The 18,609-nt window shown below is 63.0% G+C and carries 16 protein-coding genes and 1 riboswitch; of the genes, 9 read left to right on the top strand and 7 right to left on the bottom strand.

Annotated elements, in window-relative coordinates; translation table 11 throughout:
* Positions 1-14: 14 nt before the first annotated feature.
* Positions 15-398, bottom strand: coding sequence for a hypothetical protein (locus L2D00_03945; GenBank protein ID WBQ13841.1), 384 nt, complete (start codon positions 396-398; stop codon positions 15-17).
* Between the two features lie 418 nt (positions 399-816).
* On the opposite strand from L2D00_03945, the gene L2D00_03940 reads away from it, so the two are divergent.
* From L2D00_03940 to L2D00_03900, 9 genes are all read left to right on the top strand, one after another.
* Complete coding sequence (locus L2D00_03940) at positions 817-1,068, top strand: GlsB/YeaQ/YmgE family stress response membrane protein (protein ID WBQ13840.1); 252 nt, start codon at positions 817-819, stop codon at positions 1,066-1,068.
* A 79-nt stretch (positions 1,069-1,147) separates the two neighbouring features.
* Entirely contained in the window at positions 1,148-2,443 is a 1,296-nt protein-coding gene (locus L2D00_03935) for an APC family permease (GenBank protein WBQ13839.1), read from the top strand.
* Positions 2,444-2,634: 191 nt separating this feature from the next.
* A complete protein-coding gene (locus L2D00_03930; protein ID WBQ13838.1) occupies positions 2,635-3,879 on the top strand; it encodes a tyrosine-type recombinase/integrase in 1,245 nt (414 codons plus the stop codon).
* Positions 3,879-4,424, top strand: a complete 546-nt coding sequence (locus L2D00_03925; protein WBQ13837.1) for a hypothetical protein — start codon at positions 3,879-3,881, stop codon at positions 4,422-4,424. Before L2D00_03930 ends, L2D00_03925 begins: the two co-directional genes overlap by 1 nt.
* A gap of 82 nt (positions 4,425-4,506) precedes the next feature.
* Positions 4,507-4,689: an AlpA family phage regulatory protein gene (locus L2D00_03920; GenBank protein WBQ13836.1), complete on the top strand. Its 183-nt coding sequence runs from the start codon at positions 4,507-4,509 to the stop codon at positions 4,687-4,689.
* Positions 4,686-5,585 (top strand): toprim domain-containing protein, encoded by a 900-nt coding sequence (locus L2D00_03915; GenBank protein ID WBQ13835.1) that lies wholly within the window; start codon positions 4,686-4,688, stop codon positions 5,583-5,585. The genes L2D00_03920 and L2D00_03915 overlap by 4 nt, the downstream gene beginning before the upstream one ends.
* Positions 5,582-7,084 carry a DUF3987 domain-containing protein gene (locus L2D00_03910; GenBank protein ID WBQ13834.1) on the top strand — a complete coding sequence of 501 codons (1,503 nt, stop codon included), beginning with the start codon at positions 5,582-5,584 and terminating at the stop codon, positions 7,082-7,084. The genes L2D00_03915 and L2D00_03910 overlap by 4 nt, the downstream gene beginning before the upstream one ends.
* 820 nt (positions 7,085-7,904) lie before the next feature.
* Positions 7,905-8,004: riboswitch (SAM riboswitch) on the top strand.
* Between the two features lie 8 nt (positions 8,005-8,012).
* Positions 8,013-9,065, top strand: coding sequence for a GNAT family N-acetyltransferase (locus tag L2D00_03905; protein WBQ13833.1), 1,053 nt, complete (start codon positions 8,013-8,015; stop codon positions 9,063-9,065).
* Between the two features lie 72 nt (positions 9,066-9,137).
* A protein-coding gene (locus L2D00_03900; protein WBQ13832.1) for an IS3 family transposase occupies positions 9,138-10,324 on the top strand; the annotation gives its coding sequence in 2 pieces (ribosomal slippage) (positions 9,138-9,390 and positions 9,390-10,324; 1,188 coding nt in all).
* Between the two features lie 98 nt (positions 10,325-10,422).
* Here L2D00_03900 and L2D00_03895 read toward each other — a convergent pair.
* From L2D00_03895 to L2D00_03870, 6 genes are all read right to left on the bottom strand, one after another.
* Positions 10,423-11,601 (bottom strand): trypsin-like peptidase domain-containing protein, encoded by a 1,179-nt coding sequence (locus L2D00_03895; protein ID WBQ13831.1) that lies wholly within the window; start codon positions 11,599-11,601, stop codon positions 10,423-10,425.
* A gap of 209 nt (positions 11,602-11,810) precedes the next feature.
* Entirely contained in the window at positions 11,811-14,996 is a 3,186-nt protein-coding gene (locus tag L2D00_03890; GenBank protein WBQ13830.1) for a type I restriction endonuclease subunit R, read from the bottom strand.
* Positions 14,986-15,513, bottom strand: coding sequence for a hypothetical protein (locus tag L2D00_03885; GenBank protein ID WBQ13829.1), 528 nt, complete (start codon positions 15,511-15,513; stop codon positions 14,986-14,988). The genes L2D00_03890 and L2D00_03885 overlap by 11 nt, the downstream gene beginning before the upstream one ends.
* Positions 15,514-15,563: 50 nt before the next feature.
* Positions 15,564-15,848, bottom strand: a complete 285-nt coding sequence (locus tag L2D00_03880) for a hypothetical protein (protein WBQ13828.1) — start codon at positions 15,846-15,848, stop codon at positions 15,564-15,566.
* Positions 15,845-17,047, bottom strand: coding sequence for a restriction endonuclease subunit S (locus tag L2D00_03875; GenBank protein ID WBQ13827.1), 1,203 nt, complete (start codon positions 17,045-17,047; stop codon positions 15,845-15,847). The genes L2D00_03880 and L2D00_03875 overlap by 4 nt, the downstream gene beginning before the upstream one ends.
* Complete coding sequence (locus tag L2D00_03870) at positions 17,047-18,597, bottom strand: type I restriction-modification system subunit M (protein WBQ13826.1); 1,551 nt, start codon at positions 18,595-18,597, stop codon at positions 17,047-17,049. Before L2D00_03870 ends, L2D00_03875 begins: the two co-directional genes overlap by 1 nt.
* Positions 18,598-18,609: the final 12 nt, after the last annotated feature.

Below are 18,609 nucleotides of genomic sequence, written 5' to 3'. Positions count from 1 at the left end.
GCACCTTGCCGTTACTAACGGCAGTCAGACATCGCCACTGTGCAGTCGCAGCGCGGCTCGCCACCCGCCGCAAACCGGCCCGCAGGAGGCGTCTGCAGTTCGCAGCGCGCCGCGCACGATTGCACCTGCGCCCGCCCGGGCAGACGCCACTCCACCCGCGCCGGGCAGTAGGCACTCCCTTCCGGCGCGCAGCTGGGCGCGGCGACATTGATGTTCGCCGGGGTCACGCAGGCAATCTGCCGGGGCGCCAGGAAAGACACGCGATGCGTAATGGCACGTGGCGGGGGCTGGACAGCCTGTATCTGGGCACCGGGCTGGGTTGGCGTGTGCTGGCCATGGGCCACGCCCGCCACGGCCGCAAAGGCCAGCATGGCCATCAGGATCACGGACCGGACCATCTGACGTCTCCTTCTCTTGACGGCGCATGCTGCATGCCCCTGGAAGCTGATGAGGGTGAAGTCTCCGGTCTGCGCGTGCAAGCCGGGATTTGTCTGGGCGCAAGCCTGCGTGTGAGCGGATGACTGGTTCTCTGCGTCCAGACGCGGACCGACAGCGTTGAAACGCAAACTGGATTTCTCGTGGCAAAAAGAGTTGGGAGCATTGATTTGTATTGTCCCTATCAATAGCCCGTGGCACGTGTTATAAAATATTTCGATCCGCCCGAAGGAACACCACTGTTCGCAGGTGCGGATTCGGCACCCTGAATTCTGTTCAATCGCCGCGAGCCCGTCCGGGTCTGCGCCTCCCGCCGCCGCGTCTCCCGGACCGGTGACGGGCAGACGATTGTCCGGGGCCCTGTCCTTGAAAGGACCCGATATGACGCTTGAAAGCATTCTCATCATCCTGCTGGTCGGTGCCATCGCCGGCTGGCTGGCCGGGGTTATCGTGAAGGGCTACGGCTTCGGCCTGGCCGGCAATATCGTGGTGGGTATCGTCGGCGCTCTGCTGGCCGGCCTGCTGCTGCCGCAACTGGGGATCGCCATCGGCGCCGGGATTGTGGGGTCCATAATTCATGCCACCATCGGCGCGATTATCCTGCTCCTGCTGCTGCGTCTCATCCGGCGCTGAAGGCGCGCGTCACCCGCCGGGCTTGCCTATCGCCGCGCAGCAGACAAGTCTGAGCCCCTGACAATGTGAGGGGGCGGGCATGGCGGGTGAAGAACAGCTGCAGCGGCAGATCACGGCGCGGGGTATCTGGCTTCTGGCCGTGAACGGCATGATCGGGGCGGGGATTTTCGCCGTGCCCGGCGGCGCAGCGGCGCTGATGGGCCTGTGGAGCCCGCTGGTCTATGTGGTCTGCGCGGTTCTGCTTGGCCTGATCGTGGCCTGTTATGCCGAGCTCGCCAGCCGGTTCAGCTCCACGGGCGGTCCGGTGCTCTACATGCGCACCGCCTTTGGCCGGTTCGCCGGGTTCGAGACGGGCCTGGCCGTCTACGCCACCCGCATCACGGCGTTTGCCGCCAACGTGAACCTGATGGTCGCCTCCATCGCCTTCTTCGTACCGGCGCTTGGCGACGGGCCTTTGCGCATCCTCGCGATCCTCGCCATCATCGCGGCTCTGGCAGGCATCAACATGGCCGGGGCCCGGTCGGCCATGCGCGCCATGGGTCTGCTGACCATTCTCAAATTCCTGCCGCTGCTGGCCATCGCGATGGTGGGCCTGTTCCACATCGACCCGTCGCTCTTCCCGGACAGTTCGCTGGGCTTTCCTGAAAGCGCGCAATGGAGCGCGGCGATCCTGCTGGTCATCTACGCCTTTGTGGGTTGGGAATCGGCGGTGATCCCGGCCGGCGAGACGCGCGAGCCGGGTCGGGCCATGCCGCTGGGCCTGTTCAGCGCCCTGGCCGTCGTGGCCTTGCTCTATGTGGTCATCCAGATCGTATGCGTGGCAGTGGTGCCCGATCTCGCCAATTCCCAGCGCGCCCTGGTGGATGCCGGGTCGATCCTGTTCGGCCCCGCCGGCGCGCTTTTCATCACGCTGGGCGTGATCGTCTCCGTGGGCGGCAACGCCACCGGCACTGTGGTGACCACGCCGCGCCTGACCTATGCGCTGGCGCTGGAAAAGACGCTCCCGGACTGGTTCGGCAAGGTCGATCCGCGCACCCATGTGCCGGTCAACTCCATCGCCTTCTTCGCGGTACTGGCGGCCATTCTGGCGATCGTCGGCGATTTCTTTGCGCTGGCAGCGATGAGCGCGTTCGTGCGCGTGATCATCTATGTGGGCTGCATCCTGGCCATGCCGCGGGTGAGGGCGATGCCGGCCGAAACAGCCAGCCCCATGCGCCTGCCGCTGGGCTGGACCATTCCCGTTCTGGCGGTCCTCGGCTCTTTGGTGCTGCTGAGCCAGGTACCCCTGCGCTCCATCGCCATCACCGCCGCCTTCCTCGTGGCGGGCGCGGTGCTTTATCTGGCGATGCAGATGATCAACCGGCGCGGGACCTGATACGGTCCAGCGTGCTTCAAGGCCACGATATGGTTTGTGGCGGAGACGATGGCCGCCAGAGTGTGGTTCGCTTGCAATCGCGAAGGAACGCAAAACAACTTTTAAAACAATATCCTATTGAATTTTCTTGTCCGTTACGCCTCGCCCTGATACGGTACAATCCGAGATCAAAAGGGGGAAGGATTGGGGGTATGGCTACGGAAGCGAAAGGTGGTCGCCTCACGGTAGCCAAGGTGAAAACCGCCGGGCCGGGCAAGTATCATGACCGCACCGGGACCGGCCTTCTTCTACGCGTGGACCCCAACGGGACGCGCTTCTGGATCCAACGTGTCACCATTCACGGCAAGCGCCGGGAGTTGGGGCTGGGCGGCTGGCCGCTCGTGACACTGGCGCAGGCGCGTGAGACCGCTCTGGAGAACAAGCGCATAGCGTACCATGGCGGCGACCCGCTGGCAGAGCGTAGGCGTGCGCGAGACATTCTCACCTTTTGCGATGCGGTGGACAAGTACCTGGCCTCCAAGCTGGATGAGTTCAAAAACGAAAAGCACAAGAAGCAATGGCGCTCGACACTCGACAACTACGCCCGCCCGGCGCTGGGCTCCATGCCGGTGCGCGCTATCGCGGTGGCCGACGTGCTGCGCGTCCTCGAGCCCATCTGGACCAGCAAGACGGAAACCGCCTCGCGGCTGCGCGGACGTATCGAGCAGGTGCTGGCGTGGGCCACCGTGGCGGGACACCGCGAGGGCGACAACCCGGCGCGCTGGCGCGGCAATCTGGACCAGCTATTGCCCAAGCCCTCCAAGGTGGCCGACACTGGAAACCAGCCTGCGCTGGCCCTTCGCGACGTGGCGCGCTGGTGGGCCGCCCTGTCCAAGCGCGACGGGATGGCGGCGCGGGCGCTGGAGTTTCTGGCCCTTACAGCGGCGCGCTCTGGCGAGGTGCGGGGCATGACATGGGATGAGCTCTCGACCGAGGGCGGCGAGGCGATTTGGACAATACCGGCGGCGCGCATGAAAATGGGTAAGACCCATCGCGTGCCCCTGCCAGCGCAAGCGGTGGCCTTGCTTGAGAAGCTGCCCCGGCTGGAGGGCTCTCCGTTTGTGTTTTTCGCGCCAAGAGGGGGAGCGCTTTCCGACATGGCCATCAGCGCCGTCATGCGGCGGCTGCAGGAGGCAGACGTGAAAGCGGGAGGGGTAGGGTATCTCGACCCCGAGAACAAGCGTCCTGCGGTTCCTCACGGCCTGCGTTCGACATTCCGCCAATGGGCTGCCGAACAGGGCTATACGTCCGATATGGCGGAAATTGCACTGGCCCATGCGCGTGATAGCGAGGTGGAGCGGGCCTACCAGCGAAGCGATTTGATTGAGCGCAGACGCGCCATGATGGAGGCATGGGCCAACCACCTCCACACCTATCAGATACCAGAGCGTTCTTGATGGGGGCGAGACAGAGTTGGGATGGCGACTTTGATGAAGCGGTAAAGCGCGCTCAAGAAATCATATCGGCCAGCCTGAGCCGCGACATCTCCGTCGCTGAGCTGTTCATATACCGGCACTACTTCAAGACCGCGCCGGACAAACTTTTGGAGCTTTCAGACCGTAGTGAGGCAGATCACCTGGCAGTGCTGAAGGTGCTCGCCGAAAACACGGAGATGGATGCGCCGCTGCCAGAGATCATTCGCAGATGGATCGCAGATTACCTACGGGGCAGCCATCCTCGTCCGACCAAAAGGCAGGGGCGTCCTTCCGACACAGGGCTGCGGGTCGCGATTTGGGACGCCGTCCAGGAGCTCGTCGAACGCCTTGGCATGACGGCCACACGTAATGAAGCCAGTGAAGAGACCAGCGCTTGCGATGCGGTCGCCCAAGCGCTCAGCAATCTCGAACTAAAGCCAACCTCCTTCGACCGCGTGAAAAAAATCTGGGTGGAGGTTAGCAGAGCCATTGCCCAGGCTGACCGCGACTTGTGGGGCGAAAACTAAATAATTTCCGCTCCATGCGCCCCTGATCAGCATCACCGAATGTGTCACTGCGACCCCAATTGGACGCAGAAAGGCACAAACAATGTCATACGAAATTCTTCGAAAGCCGCGCGTATTGGCGCTCATCGGCATGGGCCAGACCTGGCTCTATGAGCACGTCAAAGCCGGTAAGTTTCCGGCACCGATCAAGCTCGGCGAACGCGCAGTCGGCTGGCGCCGTTCCGATGTGGAGGCGTGGCTCGCAAGCCGCGAGCGCGCACAATGAGCCCGAACTGGACGACCACCGGCGCACAGGAATTGACCGCTGCGCTCGGCGGGCGCTGGGCTGGCCGGTATGGCGTCGCGGCGTGCCCGGTATGTCAACCCGAACGGCGCCGGGACCAGCGCGCCCTGGTGCTGGCCGATGGCCGGGCCGGGCTGCTGCTGGATTGCAAGAAATCGAGCTGCGGCTTCGCGGACATTCTCGCGGCGGCTGGATTGCGGGCCAAGAGCTTCACGCCCCCGGACCTAGCTGAGGCAGCGCGACGTGAGGTTGAGACGAGAGCCGATACCCAGCGCAAGTCCGAAGCAGCGTGGCGGCTCTGGTGGAAAGCCCAGCCGATTGAGGGCACGCTGGCGGAAACCTATTTGCGCTCGCGCGGCATCACCTGTCCGCTGCCCCTGTCTCTTCGGTTTCATCCTGACTGCTGGCACGCGCCCAGCGACCGCTGCTGGCCTGCGATGGTGGCGCTTGTGGAGGGCGGCGAGGGCTTCGCGATCCATCGGACGTGGATCCGCCCGGACGGCTCGGGCAAGGCGGACATTGACCCCGCGAAGGCGATGCTGGGCCGGTGCTCTGGGGGCGCTGTGCGGCTCGCTGAGGGGCATGGGCGGCTGGTGGTGGCAGAGGGCCTCGAAAGCGCCCTGTCGCTGCTGTGCGGGCTTCTGGACGCCCCTACGGCGATGTGGGCTGGGCTTTCAACGTCAGGCCTTCGCGCCCTGCGCCTTCCTATACAGCCGGGCCGCCTGACAATCGCGTGCGACGGTGACACCCCCGGACGCACTGCGGCTCACGCTCTGGCCGAGCGCGCGCACGCGCAGGGCTGGGCCGTAACGATTGCGGACCCTGGCGACGGTGCGGACTTCAATGACATCTTGAACGGAAAGGCGGTGCTCGCATGACCGCGCCTAGGCTGACCGAAGTACCGTTCACCTCGACATGGGCTGACCCTGATGTGCGCCTTTTGAGGACCGTTCTGCCACCGGCCCCGCATCTGCCGCTGGATGACGTGCTGGGGCCGCGCCTAGCACAATGGGTGGCCGATGCGGCTGAATCCAAGGGCGCGCCTGCGGACTATGTGTTCGCGGCTCTGCTGGCCGTTGCGGGTGCGACCATTGGCAATGCGCGCTGGGCTTCACCTTGGAAGGGCTGGGCTGAACCGCCTGTGATCTGGGCGATGTGCGTAGGACTGCCCAGCGCGGGTAAATCCCCCGCGATTGATGCAGCGGTGACGCCTTTGCGCGAGGCGGAGCGCCCAATGCGTGAGGCGGCGCAAACCCTGATGGCGGCATGGCGCGAAAAGGCCGAAATCGCCAAGCTGGCTGAATTCACGTGGAAGAAGGCGGTGAAGGCGGCAATCGACGCCGGCGAGACGCCCCCGGAAAGGCCGAAAGGCTGCGACGCTGGACCGCCCCCGCATATTCCCCGGCTGGTGGTGAATGACAGTACAATTGAGCGCCTCGGCGCGATCCTCGCAGCCCAGCCGCGCGGAACGCTGCAAATGCGCGATGAACTGGCCGGGTGGCTGGAGGGCATGTCGCGCTATTCTGGCGGGGGCTCTGACCGTCCGTTCTGGCTAGAGGCATTCGGAGGCAGGGGCTACACAGTGGAGCGGATGGGGCGCGAGCCTCTGACCATTGACCGCCTGACCATTGGCGTTCTGGGTGGCATCCAACCCGACCGCCTGAAAACTCTGCTTTTCAAGTCTGATGATGATGGGCTGCTGGCGCGCTTTCTACCCATTTGGCCGAACCTTGCGCCCGTTCGACGCCCGCGTGCCTGGGCTGATGAGACGCTGATGCAAAACGCTCTGGCGCGCCTGCTGACGCTGGAGCTTGTTGCGGGTGAAGATGGAGGGGCCCGCCCGTGGTTTGTGCCTTTCACGGATGAGGCGCGCGCCCTGCTGGATGAGTTTCGCGTGGCGGTGCGAGGATGGGAAAGCGAGGCCGAGGGGCTGATGCTTTCCTTTGTGGGCAAACTGCCGGGGCTCGCGGCGCGGCTGGGGCTGGTGCTCGCCTGTCTCGACTGGGCGGCTGATGGCGCGAACGAACCGCGAGACATATCGGCGGCTCACTTTGGCCGGGCGGCTCATTTGGTGGAGGCTTACCTTTTGCCAATGGCGCGGCGGGCTTATGCGGACGCGGCGACGCCCAAGGCCGAGCGCGCAGCACGGCGGCTGGTGGGCATCATACGCGAACATGGCTGGCAAGAATTCACGTCGCGTGAGGTGATGCGGCTCGACCGCGAAGGGCTCGGGCGAAAAGCTGATCTCGACCCCGCGCTGTTGTTGCTAGTTGAAGGCGACTGCATCCGCGAGGTTGAACCGCCCGCAAGTCCGCAAGGCGGTCGGCCGCAAAAGCTCTTTCTGGTGAACCCGACAATCCATGAGGCCAAGCGATGACCCGATGGCTGCGCGCCGCGCTGACGGCGACTGAGGGCGGGACAAAACTGACAAAACCGCAGCCGGAGCCAGTTTTGTCAGTTAAGTCGGTTTTGTCCGGAGAGGGTGGAACGGCATCCGTCCCTATTCGCGCTGATGGGCTGGACCCGGACGCGGCGGCTCTGCTGGCGCATATCCAAACACACGGGCCGACAACCTACGGGGCCGCGTCGCTTGCGCTGCGCTGGGGCGCGTCGCGGGCATGGCGGGCCGAGGAGGTGCTGAGGGCGCGCGGGCTTGTGATGCATATTTGCCACACTGGAATGGTTGCGCCAACATCGAAGGCGTCGCCGAAATGACCCTGTCCAATCGCTGCGGTGCCCGTACCCGAAAGGGCGCGCCATGCCAGGCGCCGGTCGTGAAGGGCAGGGCTCGCTGCCGGATGCATGGTGGGCTCAGCACTGGACCGAAGACGGCTGAGGGCTGGGTAAAGGTGCGCCAAGCCTATCGCGACGCGCTCCTCATGAGGCTTCTTGCCAATGAGGCGCGCCGTCAGAGGGGCGAGGTGGCGCCGTATTACGGGGGGACAGATCCGGTGCTCCTCGCGCGGTTCGGCGGCCCGAGGGTCTGAATTATTACAGTCCTAACGCGCGTGCGCGCGCGTGTTGGGGTCAGGCCGCCCGGCGATGATTTCCTCGCGCAGCGGAGCCGCAAAAGCTTAGCATGTCCTTATCAATTGGCAGGCCGTTAACACTTTCATAGCGGTTCGCGTCAAGGGCAGAGGCGTCTGCGCAGGCAGTATCTGCTCGCTTGAGTACGAGAGCCTTCCTGGGCTAACATCGTTCTGCATCAAGAGCGGACCCTGCGTCCCTCCAACCGGCCTCTCCTGGCAGCGGTGGACAAGCGATGCGGCTCCTTACGGAGCAAAGATGGGGAGCTCTGAACCGCCATGACAGAACCTGCGCGTGACTGTGGGTCGCCAACGCTCAATGGGTGGCCGTCGGGCCTCTTGGACGCGCCGCATGTCTATCGATCCCCTGAGGACACCGACCTGCCCGATGAAGCTCTTGTCCAATGGGATGGCATGGCCGCGCGGGAAGACCTGCCGGATGCGTCCTCAGGCGGCTCTGCCTGGCAGATCAGTGCGCTGGGTGCCTCGCGCAGGCGAGTGAACCCGGTCATCTTCCGTCAAACGCCGCAGGGGCAGATCGCGTTCTCGCTGAGCCGCATCGGCAAGGCACTTAAGCTCGAGGCTTGGGAGGCCCACTGGAAGTTCGCCAGCCCGTTGCTCGGAGAAGCGGGCGTGGAGCTCTTCGATGAGACGGTGAGCGATCTTCGCCAGCGCCTGCCGGATGTTCCCATCTCTATCGAGGTGAGCGGTTTGCCTGAAGGTAAGCCGCCCAGGGCTCTGACAAGGCGGTTCGATCCGTGTTCCTGGCGGGAGCACTTCAGTCACGCTGCTGCATCGCTTGATGGTGGCATTGAAGGCTGGCGCTCGAGGCGAACCGCCGGGTTTCGGCGGAGCCTGAGGCGAACGACGTTGCAAGCAGAGGCCGCAGGACTGACGTTCGAGCGCTGTGCGCCGACGACACAGGATGAAGCGAACGACGCCTACGCCAGAATGCTCTCTGTCGAGCGCATGAGCTGGAAGGGAAAATGTCGGTCGGGACTGATCGCGGTGCAGGAGTTTTATGGGGCGCTGCTCCACCGCTACGCCCTGCACAATCAGGCCCGCATCATCTTCGCGCGAGAGGATGAACGTGATGTCGGCTTCTGCTTTGGCGGCTTGATCGGCGGTTTATACAGGGGCCAGCAGACCAGCTATGTCGAGGAAGTGGCGGCCCTTGGTGTCGGCAACCTGATGCACGTCGACACCGCGCGCTGGCTCTGCGATGAAGGAGCGCAGCTCCAGCACTTCGGTCCCATCCAGTCCGGCATGGCTTACAAGACCCGGTTTTGTGAGCTGAAGCCAAAGAGCTTCATACTCCGGTTGCTGGCTTGATGACGCCGCTGACGTGACCCCCTGAAATTCCTCCACGGAAGGGTAGAGTTCGGCCCAAGGAAGGGACGAACGATGAAACGGTCACGATTTAGCGAAGAACAGATCATTGCGATCCTGCGCGAGCAGGAGGCGGGAGCACCGACTGCGGAGGTGTGTCGCCGTCACGGCGTCAGTACGGCCACGTTTTACAAGTGGAAGGCCAGGTTCGCCGGGATGGGCGTGTCTGAGGCCAAGCGGCTGAAGGCGCTCGAGGACGAGAACAACAAGCTGAAGCGCATGCTCGCTGATGCGATGTTGGACAACACCGCGCTGAAGGATCTTCTGGGAAAAAAGTGGTGACGCCCGCGGCTCGACGCGAGGCCGTGACGCATCTGCGAACGGCCTTCGAGATGAGCGAGCGGCGGGCGTGCCGCGTGATCGGAAGCGACCGGACCTCGATCCGCTATGCGCCCAAGCGCGGGGATGATGCTGAGCTGCGCGACCGGCTGAAGGCGCTCGCCCAGGAGCGCCGGCGGTTCGGCTATCGGCGGCTTCACGTGCTGCTTCGCCGCGAGGGCCATGAGGTCAATCGCAAGCGGGTCCAGAGGATCTACCGTGAAGAGAAGCTCATGGTGCGCAGGCGCGGCGGGCGGAAAAGGGCGCTGGGAACACGGCGGCCCATCGAGGCGCCGGTGCGGCCGAACGAGCGGTGGAGCCTCGACTTCGTGTCTGATCAGCTCACCGACGGGCGCCGGTTCAGGATGCTGGCGGTGGTCGACGACTGCACGCGCGAGAACCTGTGCCTGATCGCCGACACCTCGCTCTCAGGGCGGCGTGTGGCCCGTGAACTGGATGTGCTCATCGCCGAACGTGGCAAGCCGGGAACGATCGTCAGCGACAATGGGACCGAGTTCACCTCGAACGCCATCCTGTCCTGGGCCGACCGTTCTGGCGTGGGCTGGCACTACATCGCGCCGGGCAAGCCCATGCAGAACGGCTTCGTGGAGAGCTTCAACGGCAGGCTCAGGGACGAGCTGCTCAACGAGACCCTCTTCGACTCACTCCCGCATGCCCGCGCCGTCCTGAGCGGCTGGCGCCGCGACTACAACGAGGATCGCCCTCACTCAAAACTCAGCTGGATGACGCCTGCTGAATATCGTCGCCAGCTCTCCACCGCCGGCCGGGGCGCTGCGCTACGCCAAGGCTCCGCGCCCCGGCCTCTTGCAACCCCGATCAACCAAGGATCAAATCACCCCCGGACTCTCGCTTCGGCTGGATGAAAGATGGGGGTCACGTCAACACCCTCGCAATGGACAAAGGCACCGAGTTGACCCGCCAGGCGGTTCTGGAATAGCAGGACCAGAACGGCACAGCCTTGCTAATATGTAAATATTTGAATGACAGAAGGACTAGCCATAGACACCATTTCGCTAAGGTCGCCAGAAGTGCTGATGTTCGATAGCTGCACTTCAATCGGTAGCATGGCAATCAGGTAGTCAGACTTAATCGCATAACTGACGTTCTCAGGGAGCGAACCTGTTGCCGAGAGAACGGCCAACGCGTTCAAACGTGAGGTCACAATACCAATGACATCACCGCTTGGGCCTATCACTGGGCCTCCCGAATTGCCGGGATGTACAGGCGCATCAATCTGTAAAAATCGATGGTCATCACCCAGTCCTGAAGTCGCGTTCACGCGACCAAATGCCGCTCTCTGCGTCGACCCCTGAATCGAGGACAACGGGTATCCGAGTGTGAAAACATCTTCTCCCCGACGAACGCTTCTGGAGCTTGAGAGGCTAAGAGCTTGTGATGACAGATTGAACTTCACGAGTGCAATGTCATTAGCCGCGTCGGTCAAAACGACACGCCCTTCGACCAATACATTATTAACTCGCCCGAAAATTCGACTGCGGCCTCGGATAACGTGCTCGCTTGTTACAAGGTACCCATCTGAGCTAATAAAAAAGCCTGTTCCGGAAGGACGAGCATCGACAATTGCGACATCAGAGGCGTTACCTCCGCCATCGAAATTAATGGGAGCGCGCTGCGTGTCTGACGGACGTCCGGTCTGTGATCGATCAGCATTAGATCCGGCTATAAAAACTAAATCGGCATTAATAAATAGATTTGTGTTGTACGAGCCAACCCAAATATCATATTGGCCTTGAGGTGGTAAATCAAATAAAACCTCAGGCATCGGGCCATTACCCTTGTTATCATCACAGTGCCAGACGCCATAAGGATCATTAATCAAAAGGCTTGTGCTTCCCGATGAATCTACTTGAATTCTTAAAGGGCCCCCTCGATATTGATAGTCCAGCCGATAATCAGGGGCGCTAGCAATAAAGCCACCGCAATCGCTCCGCACGGATAATGACGCATTATGCTCACCACCAGCTATGATCCCGACACGTTCCTCGGTGGCTATTTCATCGCTGATGATGCGCCCGCCAAATGTCGGGTTTAGGGCGTAATTTGGTCCGCCGGTCGTTGCGCAAGCTGCTAGCAATAAGCTGCTGATCAGACTTGGAATTATTGACAAACGAATGATCACGAACTTTGCCTCGTATATGTTTCGTTACAGATACGCGATTTTTCTATTCAGGGTCTAGCCCGGAAAATAATCTTGCCGTTCAGCGTGCTTCACGGAGCCAGTAGATCGGCGTGGGCTGGCTGAGGGCGACCGGGCCTCTGGCCTTCAAAGCCGGCCCTACAGTGGGTGAAGCTAGGCGCTGTCCCCGCGTGCATCGAAACTCGTATACCTCAAGCATAAATCTGCGCTCGAACTCCGCCGTAGCTCTCGTACACGTGCGTGTACACCTGCTCTGACTTGTCGGAGAACACGCGGCGGTCATAGGGCGTCTGCGGGAGGCCCTTGTCGAGGAGGGTCTCGATGGAGCTGCGGACCGCTGAGCGGGTCTGTTGACGCTTCCACCAGTCCACCACGAGCTTCTGGGCCTTCAGGGTCTGCAGCAGCTCCTTGGCGCAGGTCTTCACCCGCTCGCGCTCCTTGTCGGTCAGCTCTGGCTCGGGGCGGGTCAGGATGTCGAAGACCGCTAGCTCTTCCTCGGTCAGCCCCTCCCGCATGGCGCGGCTGTCCTCGTCTTTCAGCTCGCCCATGAACGCCTTCAGGTCCTCGAAGAAGCCGTCCACGTTGCGGCTGCCGGTGTTGTAGCGGTCGATTAGCGCCTGGAGCTTCTCAAGGAGATCGGCGCGGCTCTTGTTGAGCTGCACCATCTCGCGGACCTTGGTCTCCAGAAGCGCCCTCAGCCGCTCCGCCTCGGTCTTCTTCTTGCCCTTGTCGAACTTCGCCTGGAGCGCCTCGAAGTCCACCTCGGAGAGGTTCACCAGCGCCTGAGGCTCGTCGCCCGGCATGTGGTAGTCCTCAGCCGAGATCGTCTCGTCGAGCAGCGCCTCCACCCGGCCCATGACCTCGGACACGTCCGGACCTTCGACATCGTCACGGATGCGCTTGGCGAGGGTCGACAGGAGGATCGCGGCGGGGGCATGGGGCGCGGCCCGTTCATCGGGCAGGATCGCCTTGTAGACCTTGTTCACGGCCGCGGCGGATCGCAGGAACGCTTTTCGGGTCTCCTCCGGGGAGATGAGGCCGTCGACCGCCGTCTGGAACGCGCCCAGGCGCTCAGGAGAACCCGGCCGGGCCTTCGTCACGGCGTCCAGGTTCACACCCACGCGCTCACAGAAGGCCTTGGCGTCGTCGATCAGCCCCACCAGGTGCTCGATCAGGGCGGCCTTGTCCTTGATGGGCGTATCGCCGCCGCCGGTCGGCTGGCCGTAGATCGCCAGCGCGGCCTGCAGGTTCCGGAACACGCCCACATAGTCGACGATCAGGCCGGCCTCCTTGCCGGGGAAGTTCCGGTTCGCCCGTGCGATGGTCTGCATGAGCGTGTGGTTCTTCATCGGCTTGTCCAGGTAGATCGTCGAGATCGACGGGGCATCGAAGCCGGTGATCCACATGGCGCACACGAAGACCAGCCGCAGCGGGTCGGCGGGGTCCTTGAACTTCTCGTCCAGGTCCTCGTCGTTCATCCGCTTGCGGTGCGGTGTGATGTCGAGGCCCTTCTCGGCCAGCAGCGCCGCCTCGTTCTGAGCCTGGGAGACGATGACGGCCATGTCGGTGGCCTCCATCTCCGCGATCTTCGCCCTCAGCTTCTCCGCAGCGTCGCCGGAGAGGCTGGGCAGCTCAGCCTTCAGAGCCTCGATCCGAGCCTTCCACTGGACCTGAACCAGGTCGTACATCCGCACGGCGTTGGCCTTGTCGATGCAGACCATCATCGCCTTGCCGCGATGGCCGCGGCCGAGGAAGTGATCGACCAGGTCGGCGGCCACCTTCTCCAGCCGGTCCGGTCGGGTGATGAGGTGATACTCGCGTCCGAACTGGCGCTGCAGCTCGCGCTCCTGGTCCTCGTCCAGCGCCGCGTCCTCCAGGATGGCGTTCAGCTCCTCCTGGAACACCTCCTCGTCCAGCTGCAGCTCCGGGATGCGGTTCTCGTAGTAGAGCGGGACCGTCGCGCCGTCCTCGATGGACTGGGCGAAGTTGTAGACCGAGATGTAGTCGCCGAAGACCTCTCGCGTCTTCTCCTCGCCGGCCATGAGGGGCGTCCCGGTGAAGCCCAGGAAGGCCGCGTTCGGCAGGGCCTGGCGCATGTTCATGGCGAGCGTGTCGTACTGGCTGCGGTGGGCCTCGTCGGTGATCACGATGATGTCGTCGCGCTCAGACAGCACGGGGTGCGGTTCGCCGCCCTGGGTCTGGAACTTGTGGATCAGCGTGAAGACGAAGCGGTGATCCTCGCTCAGCAGCTGGCGCAGGTGCTTCACCGAGGTGGCATGGGCCTCCTGCTCGGTGACGAGGCCGGTGCGGGCGAAGGTCTTGTAGATCTGATCGTCCAGCTCGGTGCGGTCGGTGACGATCACGAAGGTCCAGTTGCCCGGCATCTTCCGCAGCACCTTGCCGGAGAAGAACGCCATGGACAGCGACTTGCCTGACCCTTGCGTGTGCCAGAAGACGCCCAGCTGGCGCTTGTCCGCGGTCAGGCTCTCCACCGCCCGGATGGCGTTGTTCACGCCGAGATACTGGTGGTTCTTCGCGACCTTCTTGATCAGGCCGTCCTTGGTCTCCTCGAAGACCGTGAAGTTCTCCGCGATGTCGAGCAGTCGCTCCGGCGCACACACGCCGCGGATCACTGTCTCCAGAGTGGCCGCGCCCTCCTCGTCCTCCCGGTCGACCTTCTTCCAGTCGTAGAAGTGCTCCCAGGGCGCGAAGGCCGAGCCGATCCGCGTGACGCCGCCATTGGTCAGCACGGTGATGGCGTTGGGCGTGAACAGCTGGGGGATGGTCTGCTTGTAGTCGCGCAGATTGTCGTCGAAGGCGTGCTTCACGTTCACGCTGGGCGCCTTCAGCTCGAACAACAGGAGCGGCAGGCCGTTCACGAAGCCGACGATGTCGGCGCGGCGCTTGTAGACCTCGCCCTGCAGCCAGAACTCGGTCGCGGCGAAGAAGTGATTGTTGCGCGGCTGGGCCCAGTCGATGACCTTCACGGTGCGCGTTTCGAAGCCGCCTCGGCCATCGCTCACCCGCACCCTCACACCGCCCCGTAAAAGCCCGTGGAAGGCCCGTGCGGCCTCCTGTGGGGGCATCGCCCTGCGGTCCTCTAGAAGCGCCTCCACGGCCTTCTCAAGGCCTTCTTCGGGCATGTCCGGATTGAGGTTTCGCAGGGCCTTCTCCAGCCGCGGCAGAAGGATCGCCTCCTTCATGGTCCGCCGGCCTTCAGATGAGGTTCCAGAGCCCCACTCCTGGAGGAGATCGCTCTGCTCCTCCCAACCCACGGCACCCAGCAGGAGCATCGTGGGGTCCTTCACCGCGGGGTCTTCAGCGTACTCCCCGCGGCCGGAGCTTGGCGGCTCGCCGTAGTTGGGGCTATTCGTCATCTGGGGCCATCAATATGGTTCCATCACATGTGCGGTGGTACAGAATGATCGTGAGCACTGCAGCGAGCATGTTCAGGTGCCCTTCCTCCATTGCATCAAAGTGCTTTTGTCCAAAATCTAACGCGGCATGGGTTCGTCCAGCTGCAGACGCAAGAAGCTCGAGCTGCCCATAATCCTCGAACCCACCATTTTCGAGGATCGACCTATAATCTGCTCCGATCCACCGCCCCATCTTCTTCTGTATCGGCCAACCACTCGTCCCGATTAGCCTTCGAGCAACTTCATCCTCGTGATCATGATAATTCTGAGGCCGCGGAAGTTTGGAAATTATTTCAATGACCTTGTTCACATCTGATGCAAGACTGTCGGGTTCTGGCATGTAGCACTGGCCGGAGTGGTCCCAGGTAAGCTCCCAATTCGGCGCGATGTGGGAAAGCGGCCTCGTTACAAAATGATCTAAGAGTTCAGACCAAGCGAAGAACTCCCTGATGTCCGCTTCGCTGTCTTGCTTCTTCATTCCGCTTTTAAATCCTCCAGAGCCCCGCCAAACCTCGACCCAGCTGGCCCCTAGCAGAAGCTGTCGCCGCGAGCGCGGCAGTTGAACTTCTCGATGACCTCGTTGACCGCATCAACGGCGGCGTTCTCAACGCACACGAGGTAATCCTGGACTTCGCGTTGATAGCGCTCGACTGCACGCCGGCAGTCTTGAAATTCGTACTCATCCATGAACTCTCCGAACTCTCGCACACAATAGGGCTCGCTGGGCTCGTAGCAGTAGCCAGAGAACTGAGCCGTAGAAGACACCAGCGTGAGTTCAGCCGCAGCGGCGACGATTGCGAGGGGAATGATCATGCGGCGGTCTCCTCGACTTGGCGCTCGGCATCGTCTACCGAGAGCTTGCCTGAAACGAGGCGGGGTAGGAGCAGGTCGCGCTGGGTGCGGAGGTTGGCGTTTTGGCAAGAGAGCACGCCAGCAAGTTCGAACATCGGTCGGGTCATTGCCGTGAACCGCTGGATCGTCGCGTCGTCTGGGCGGCAGACAGGGAACTCTTCGAGTGCCGCCAGATGGACCCGCTGGCGACCTGTGGCGCCGCTCATACTTTGGCGGGCGGCAGACCTAAACGGATCAGACCGGGCAAGAAGATACACCATCTCTCTGGAGTAGACCGCCTCGCGCATTACGATGAACTCGGTGGAGCCACAGGCAGTCGGTTGTTCATCAGGAAGGAAGTCGACAAGCCCTGTCTTGCCGTTCTCCAAGCAGGGCGTGATGCGCGCGAAGAGCGTGTCTCCGTTCTGGAACTTCGCCCCTGCGTTTCCGGCCTTAGTCTCGACACCGTCGATCACCATCGACGTCTCGCTCAGAGCGGCCATTGGAACGAAGAGCTTCACTCCCTCCTTCGGCACGGGTGTCCGAGGGTTGAACGACACGACCTCATCGGCTCGGGCCTCAGGCCAGTCTGGCCGGCGATTGTGCACGAACCACTCCTCATAGACCCGCCGCGCCATCTCTTCGAGGATCGCGATGCGCCGCGTGTTGATCTCGATGAGATCGTCATAGGCCGACAGGATCGCGGCGATGCGGCGCTGGGTCCCAACGGGCGGGACGCTGAACTTGAAGCTCCGAAGCTTTTCGAGGCTCAGATTTCCCTGCGTTGCTCCCTGAGAAACCGCGGCCATCGACCCCTTCAATGTATCCAGCATGTACTTCACGTACTTGTTGTCCGCCTGGTCCGGGTAGGCGTTAAACGCGACAATGCTGTCTGGAAAGCAGCCCTTCACCCCAAGGATTGCTGTCTCAGCGATATTGGCTGCGATGGTTATCAAGAGCGGCCCTGGCTCCCACAGTTTGCTCTGTGCAAGGCCAGCCTCGTTGTAGGTCTGCGTGTGTCTTCTCAGGTGAAGCTCAGCCGCCTTGACATCACCTGTCTGAAAGAATGGGTAGGCGCCGCCGTACAAGCGAGGGTCGTTTCTTGGACGGTGTCGAGACCGTCCCCGCGCAACAGTGCCGAGTTCGTCGATTGATTTGAGCGACCACCTCTCCGAAGCCATCAAAGGACCTCGCCCAGGGTTCGCGTGACGCGCCCCTCAAGTTCATGCGCCTCAGCACTCAGCACCTCGAACTCCTCCGCCAGCTCGGCCATCCGCGCCTCGAACTCGACCTCGTCGTCTTCGCCCTCAGCAGCCCCCACATAGCGGCCCGGGTTCAGCGACCAGGTCTGGGCCTCGATCTCGGCGCGGCTTGCCGCCTTGCACAGGCTGGCCACGTCCGCATAGCCCTCGCGCAGCCCGTGCTCGTCCAGCAGCGCATCGCTCTTGTGGAACAGCATGATCTCCTCGCCGCGCCAGAGGCGCACGATGTTGGCGAGGAACTCGGTCTGCTGGGGGGTGAACTCGCGGTGGGCGCGGTCGATCTGGCGATAGATGTTGCGGGCGTCGATGAACAGCACCTGGTCGGCGCGGTCCGTCTTCGCCTTGGCCCGGTCGAAGAACCACAGCGTACACGGCAGGGTGACCGTGAAGAACATGTTGGGCCCGACGGAGACGATCACGTCCACGCCGCCGGTCTCGATCAGCTTCTTCCTGATCTCCAGCTCCGCCCCGCGGGCGTCCCCGGCCGAGTTCGCCATGACGAAGCCGGCCCGGCCCGTATCGTTCAGCGCCGACCAGAACAGCTGTATCCAGAGATAGTTCGCGTTGTTGGTGGTGGGCAGGCCGAAGGGGAAGCGGCCGTCGCCCTCCAGGCGCTCCTTGTCGACGCCGGAGATGTTGAAGGGCGGGTTGGCCATGACGAAGTCGAAGCCGCCCGCCTCGGCCACCGTGGGGAACAGGTCGGTGTGCCGGTCATAGTAACTGTTGGCGTTGCGGATGTCCCCGGACAGCCCGTGGACCGCCAGGTTCATCTTGTTGAGGTTCACCGTGACGGGGTCCTTCTCGATCCCGAACACGCTGATCTCGTTCGCGGCGGCCTTCTTGCCCCGCTCCACGAACTCGGCAGAGTGAACGAACATGCCGCCCGAGCCGCAGGCCGGATCGAAGATGCGCCCGTGATAGGGCTCCACGATCTCCACGATGAGATCGACGAGGCTCTCCGGCGTGAAGAACACCCCGCCCTTCTGCCCCTCGGCGCGGGCGAGGCGGCCCAGGAAGAACTCGTAGACCTTCCCGAAGGCGTCGCCGGACAGCTCGATGGGCGCCAGCAGGCGGATCATCTCGATCAGGGTCTTGTCGGGGATGTCGGTGAAGGTGCGCGGCAAGGCGCCGGCGAGGTCCTCGTTCTCTTCCTCGATGGCCCGCATGGCCTCGTTCACTTGATGGCCGATGTCTGCTTGCTCCGGCAAGCTCTGCAGGAAAGAGAACCGGGCGTTCTGGCGCAGGAAGATGGCGCCCTCGGCCTTGTAGTCGTCCTTCGTGACCGTGCGACGGCCGCCGCCGCCCACCGGCCCCAGCTTGGCCTCGACCTCGGCGTAGGTCTTCTCGGCGTAGCGCAGGAAGATCAGTCCCAGGACGGGACCTGAGAACTGTGACGGTCGCAGCCCCGTGTCCGCCCAGAGCTTGTTCGCCGTCGCCCAGAGCCGTGTGGCGATGTCACTGTCGACCATTCAGGCTTCTCC

Source organism: Hyphomonadaceae bacterium BL14, assembly GCA_027627705.1.
GTDB lineage: Bacteria > Pseudomonadota > Alphaproteobacteria > Caulobacterales > Maricaulaceae > Oceanicaulis.
Note: the sequence above shows the minus strand (reverse complement) of the source record. Positions and strands in the feature narration are given on the sequence as shown.

Bases quoted from the DNA above. Each gene is read 5' to 3' on its own strand.
- L2D00_03945 (WBQ13841.1), bottom strand. From the start codon at position 398: ATGGTCCGGTCCGTGATCCTGATGGCCATGCTGGCCTTTGCGGCCGTG.
- L2D00_03940 (WBQ13840.1), top strand. From the start codon at position 817: ATGACGCTTGAAAGCATTCTCATCATCCTGCTGGTCGGTGCCATCGCC.
- L2D00_03935 (WBQ13839.1), top strand. From the start codon at position 1,148: ATGGCGGGTGAAGAACAGCTGCAGCGGCAGATCACGGCGCGGGGTATC.
- L2D00_03930 (WBQ13838.1), top strand. From the start codon at position 2,635: ATGGCTACGGAAGCGAAAGGTGGTCGCCTCACGGTAGCCAAGGTGAAA.
- L2D00_03925 (WBQ13837.1), top strand. From the start codon at position 3,879: ATGGGGGCGAGACAGAGTTGGGATGGCGACTTTGATGAAGCGGTAAAG.
- L2D00_03920 (WBQ13836.1), top strand. From the start codon at position 4,507: ATGTCATACGAAATTCTTCGAAAGCCGCGCGTATTGGCGCTCATCGGC.
- L2D00_03915 (WBQ13835.1), top strand. From the start codon at position 4,686: ATGAGCCCGAACTGGACGACCACCGGCGCACAGGAATTGACCGCTGCG.
- L2D00_03910 (WBQ13834.1), top strand. From the start codon at position 5,582: ATGACCGCGCCTAGGCTGACCGAAGTACCGTTCACCTCGACATGGGCT.
- L2D00_03905 (WBQ13833.1), top strand. From the start codon at position 8,013: ATGACAGAACCTGCGCGTGACTGTGGGTCGCCAACGCTCAATGGGTGG.
- L2D00_03890 (WBQ13830.1), bottom strand. From the start codon at position 14,996: ATGACGAATAGCCCCAACTACGGCGAGCCGCCAAGCTCCGGCCGCGGG.
- L2D00_03885 (WBQ13829.1), bottom strand. From the start codon at position 15,513: ATGAAGAAGCAAGACAGCGAAGCGGACATCAGGGAGTTCTTCGCTTGG.
- L2D00_03880 (WBQ13828.1), bottom strand. From the start codon at position 15,848: ATGATCATTCCCCTCGCAATCGTCGCCGCTGCGGCTGAACTCACGCTG.
- L2D00_03875 (WBQ13827.1), bottom strand. From the start codon at position 17,047: ATGGCTTCGGAGAGGTGGTCGCTCAAATCAATCGACGAACTCGGCACT.
- L2D00_03870 (WBQ13826.1), bottom strand. From the start codon at position 18,597: ATGGTCGACAGTGACATCGCCACACGGCTCTGGGCGACGGCGAACAAG.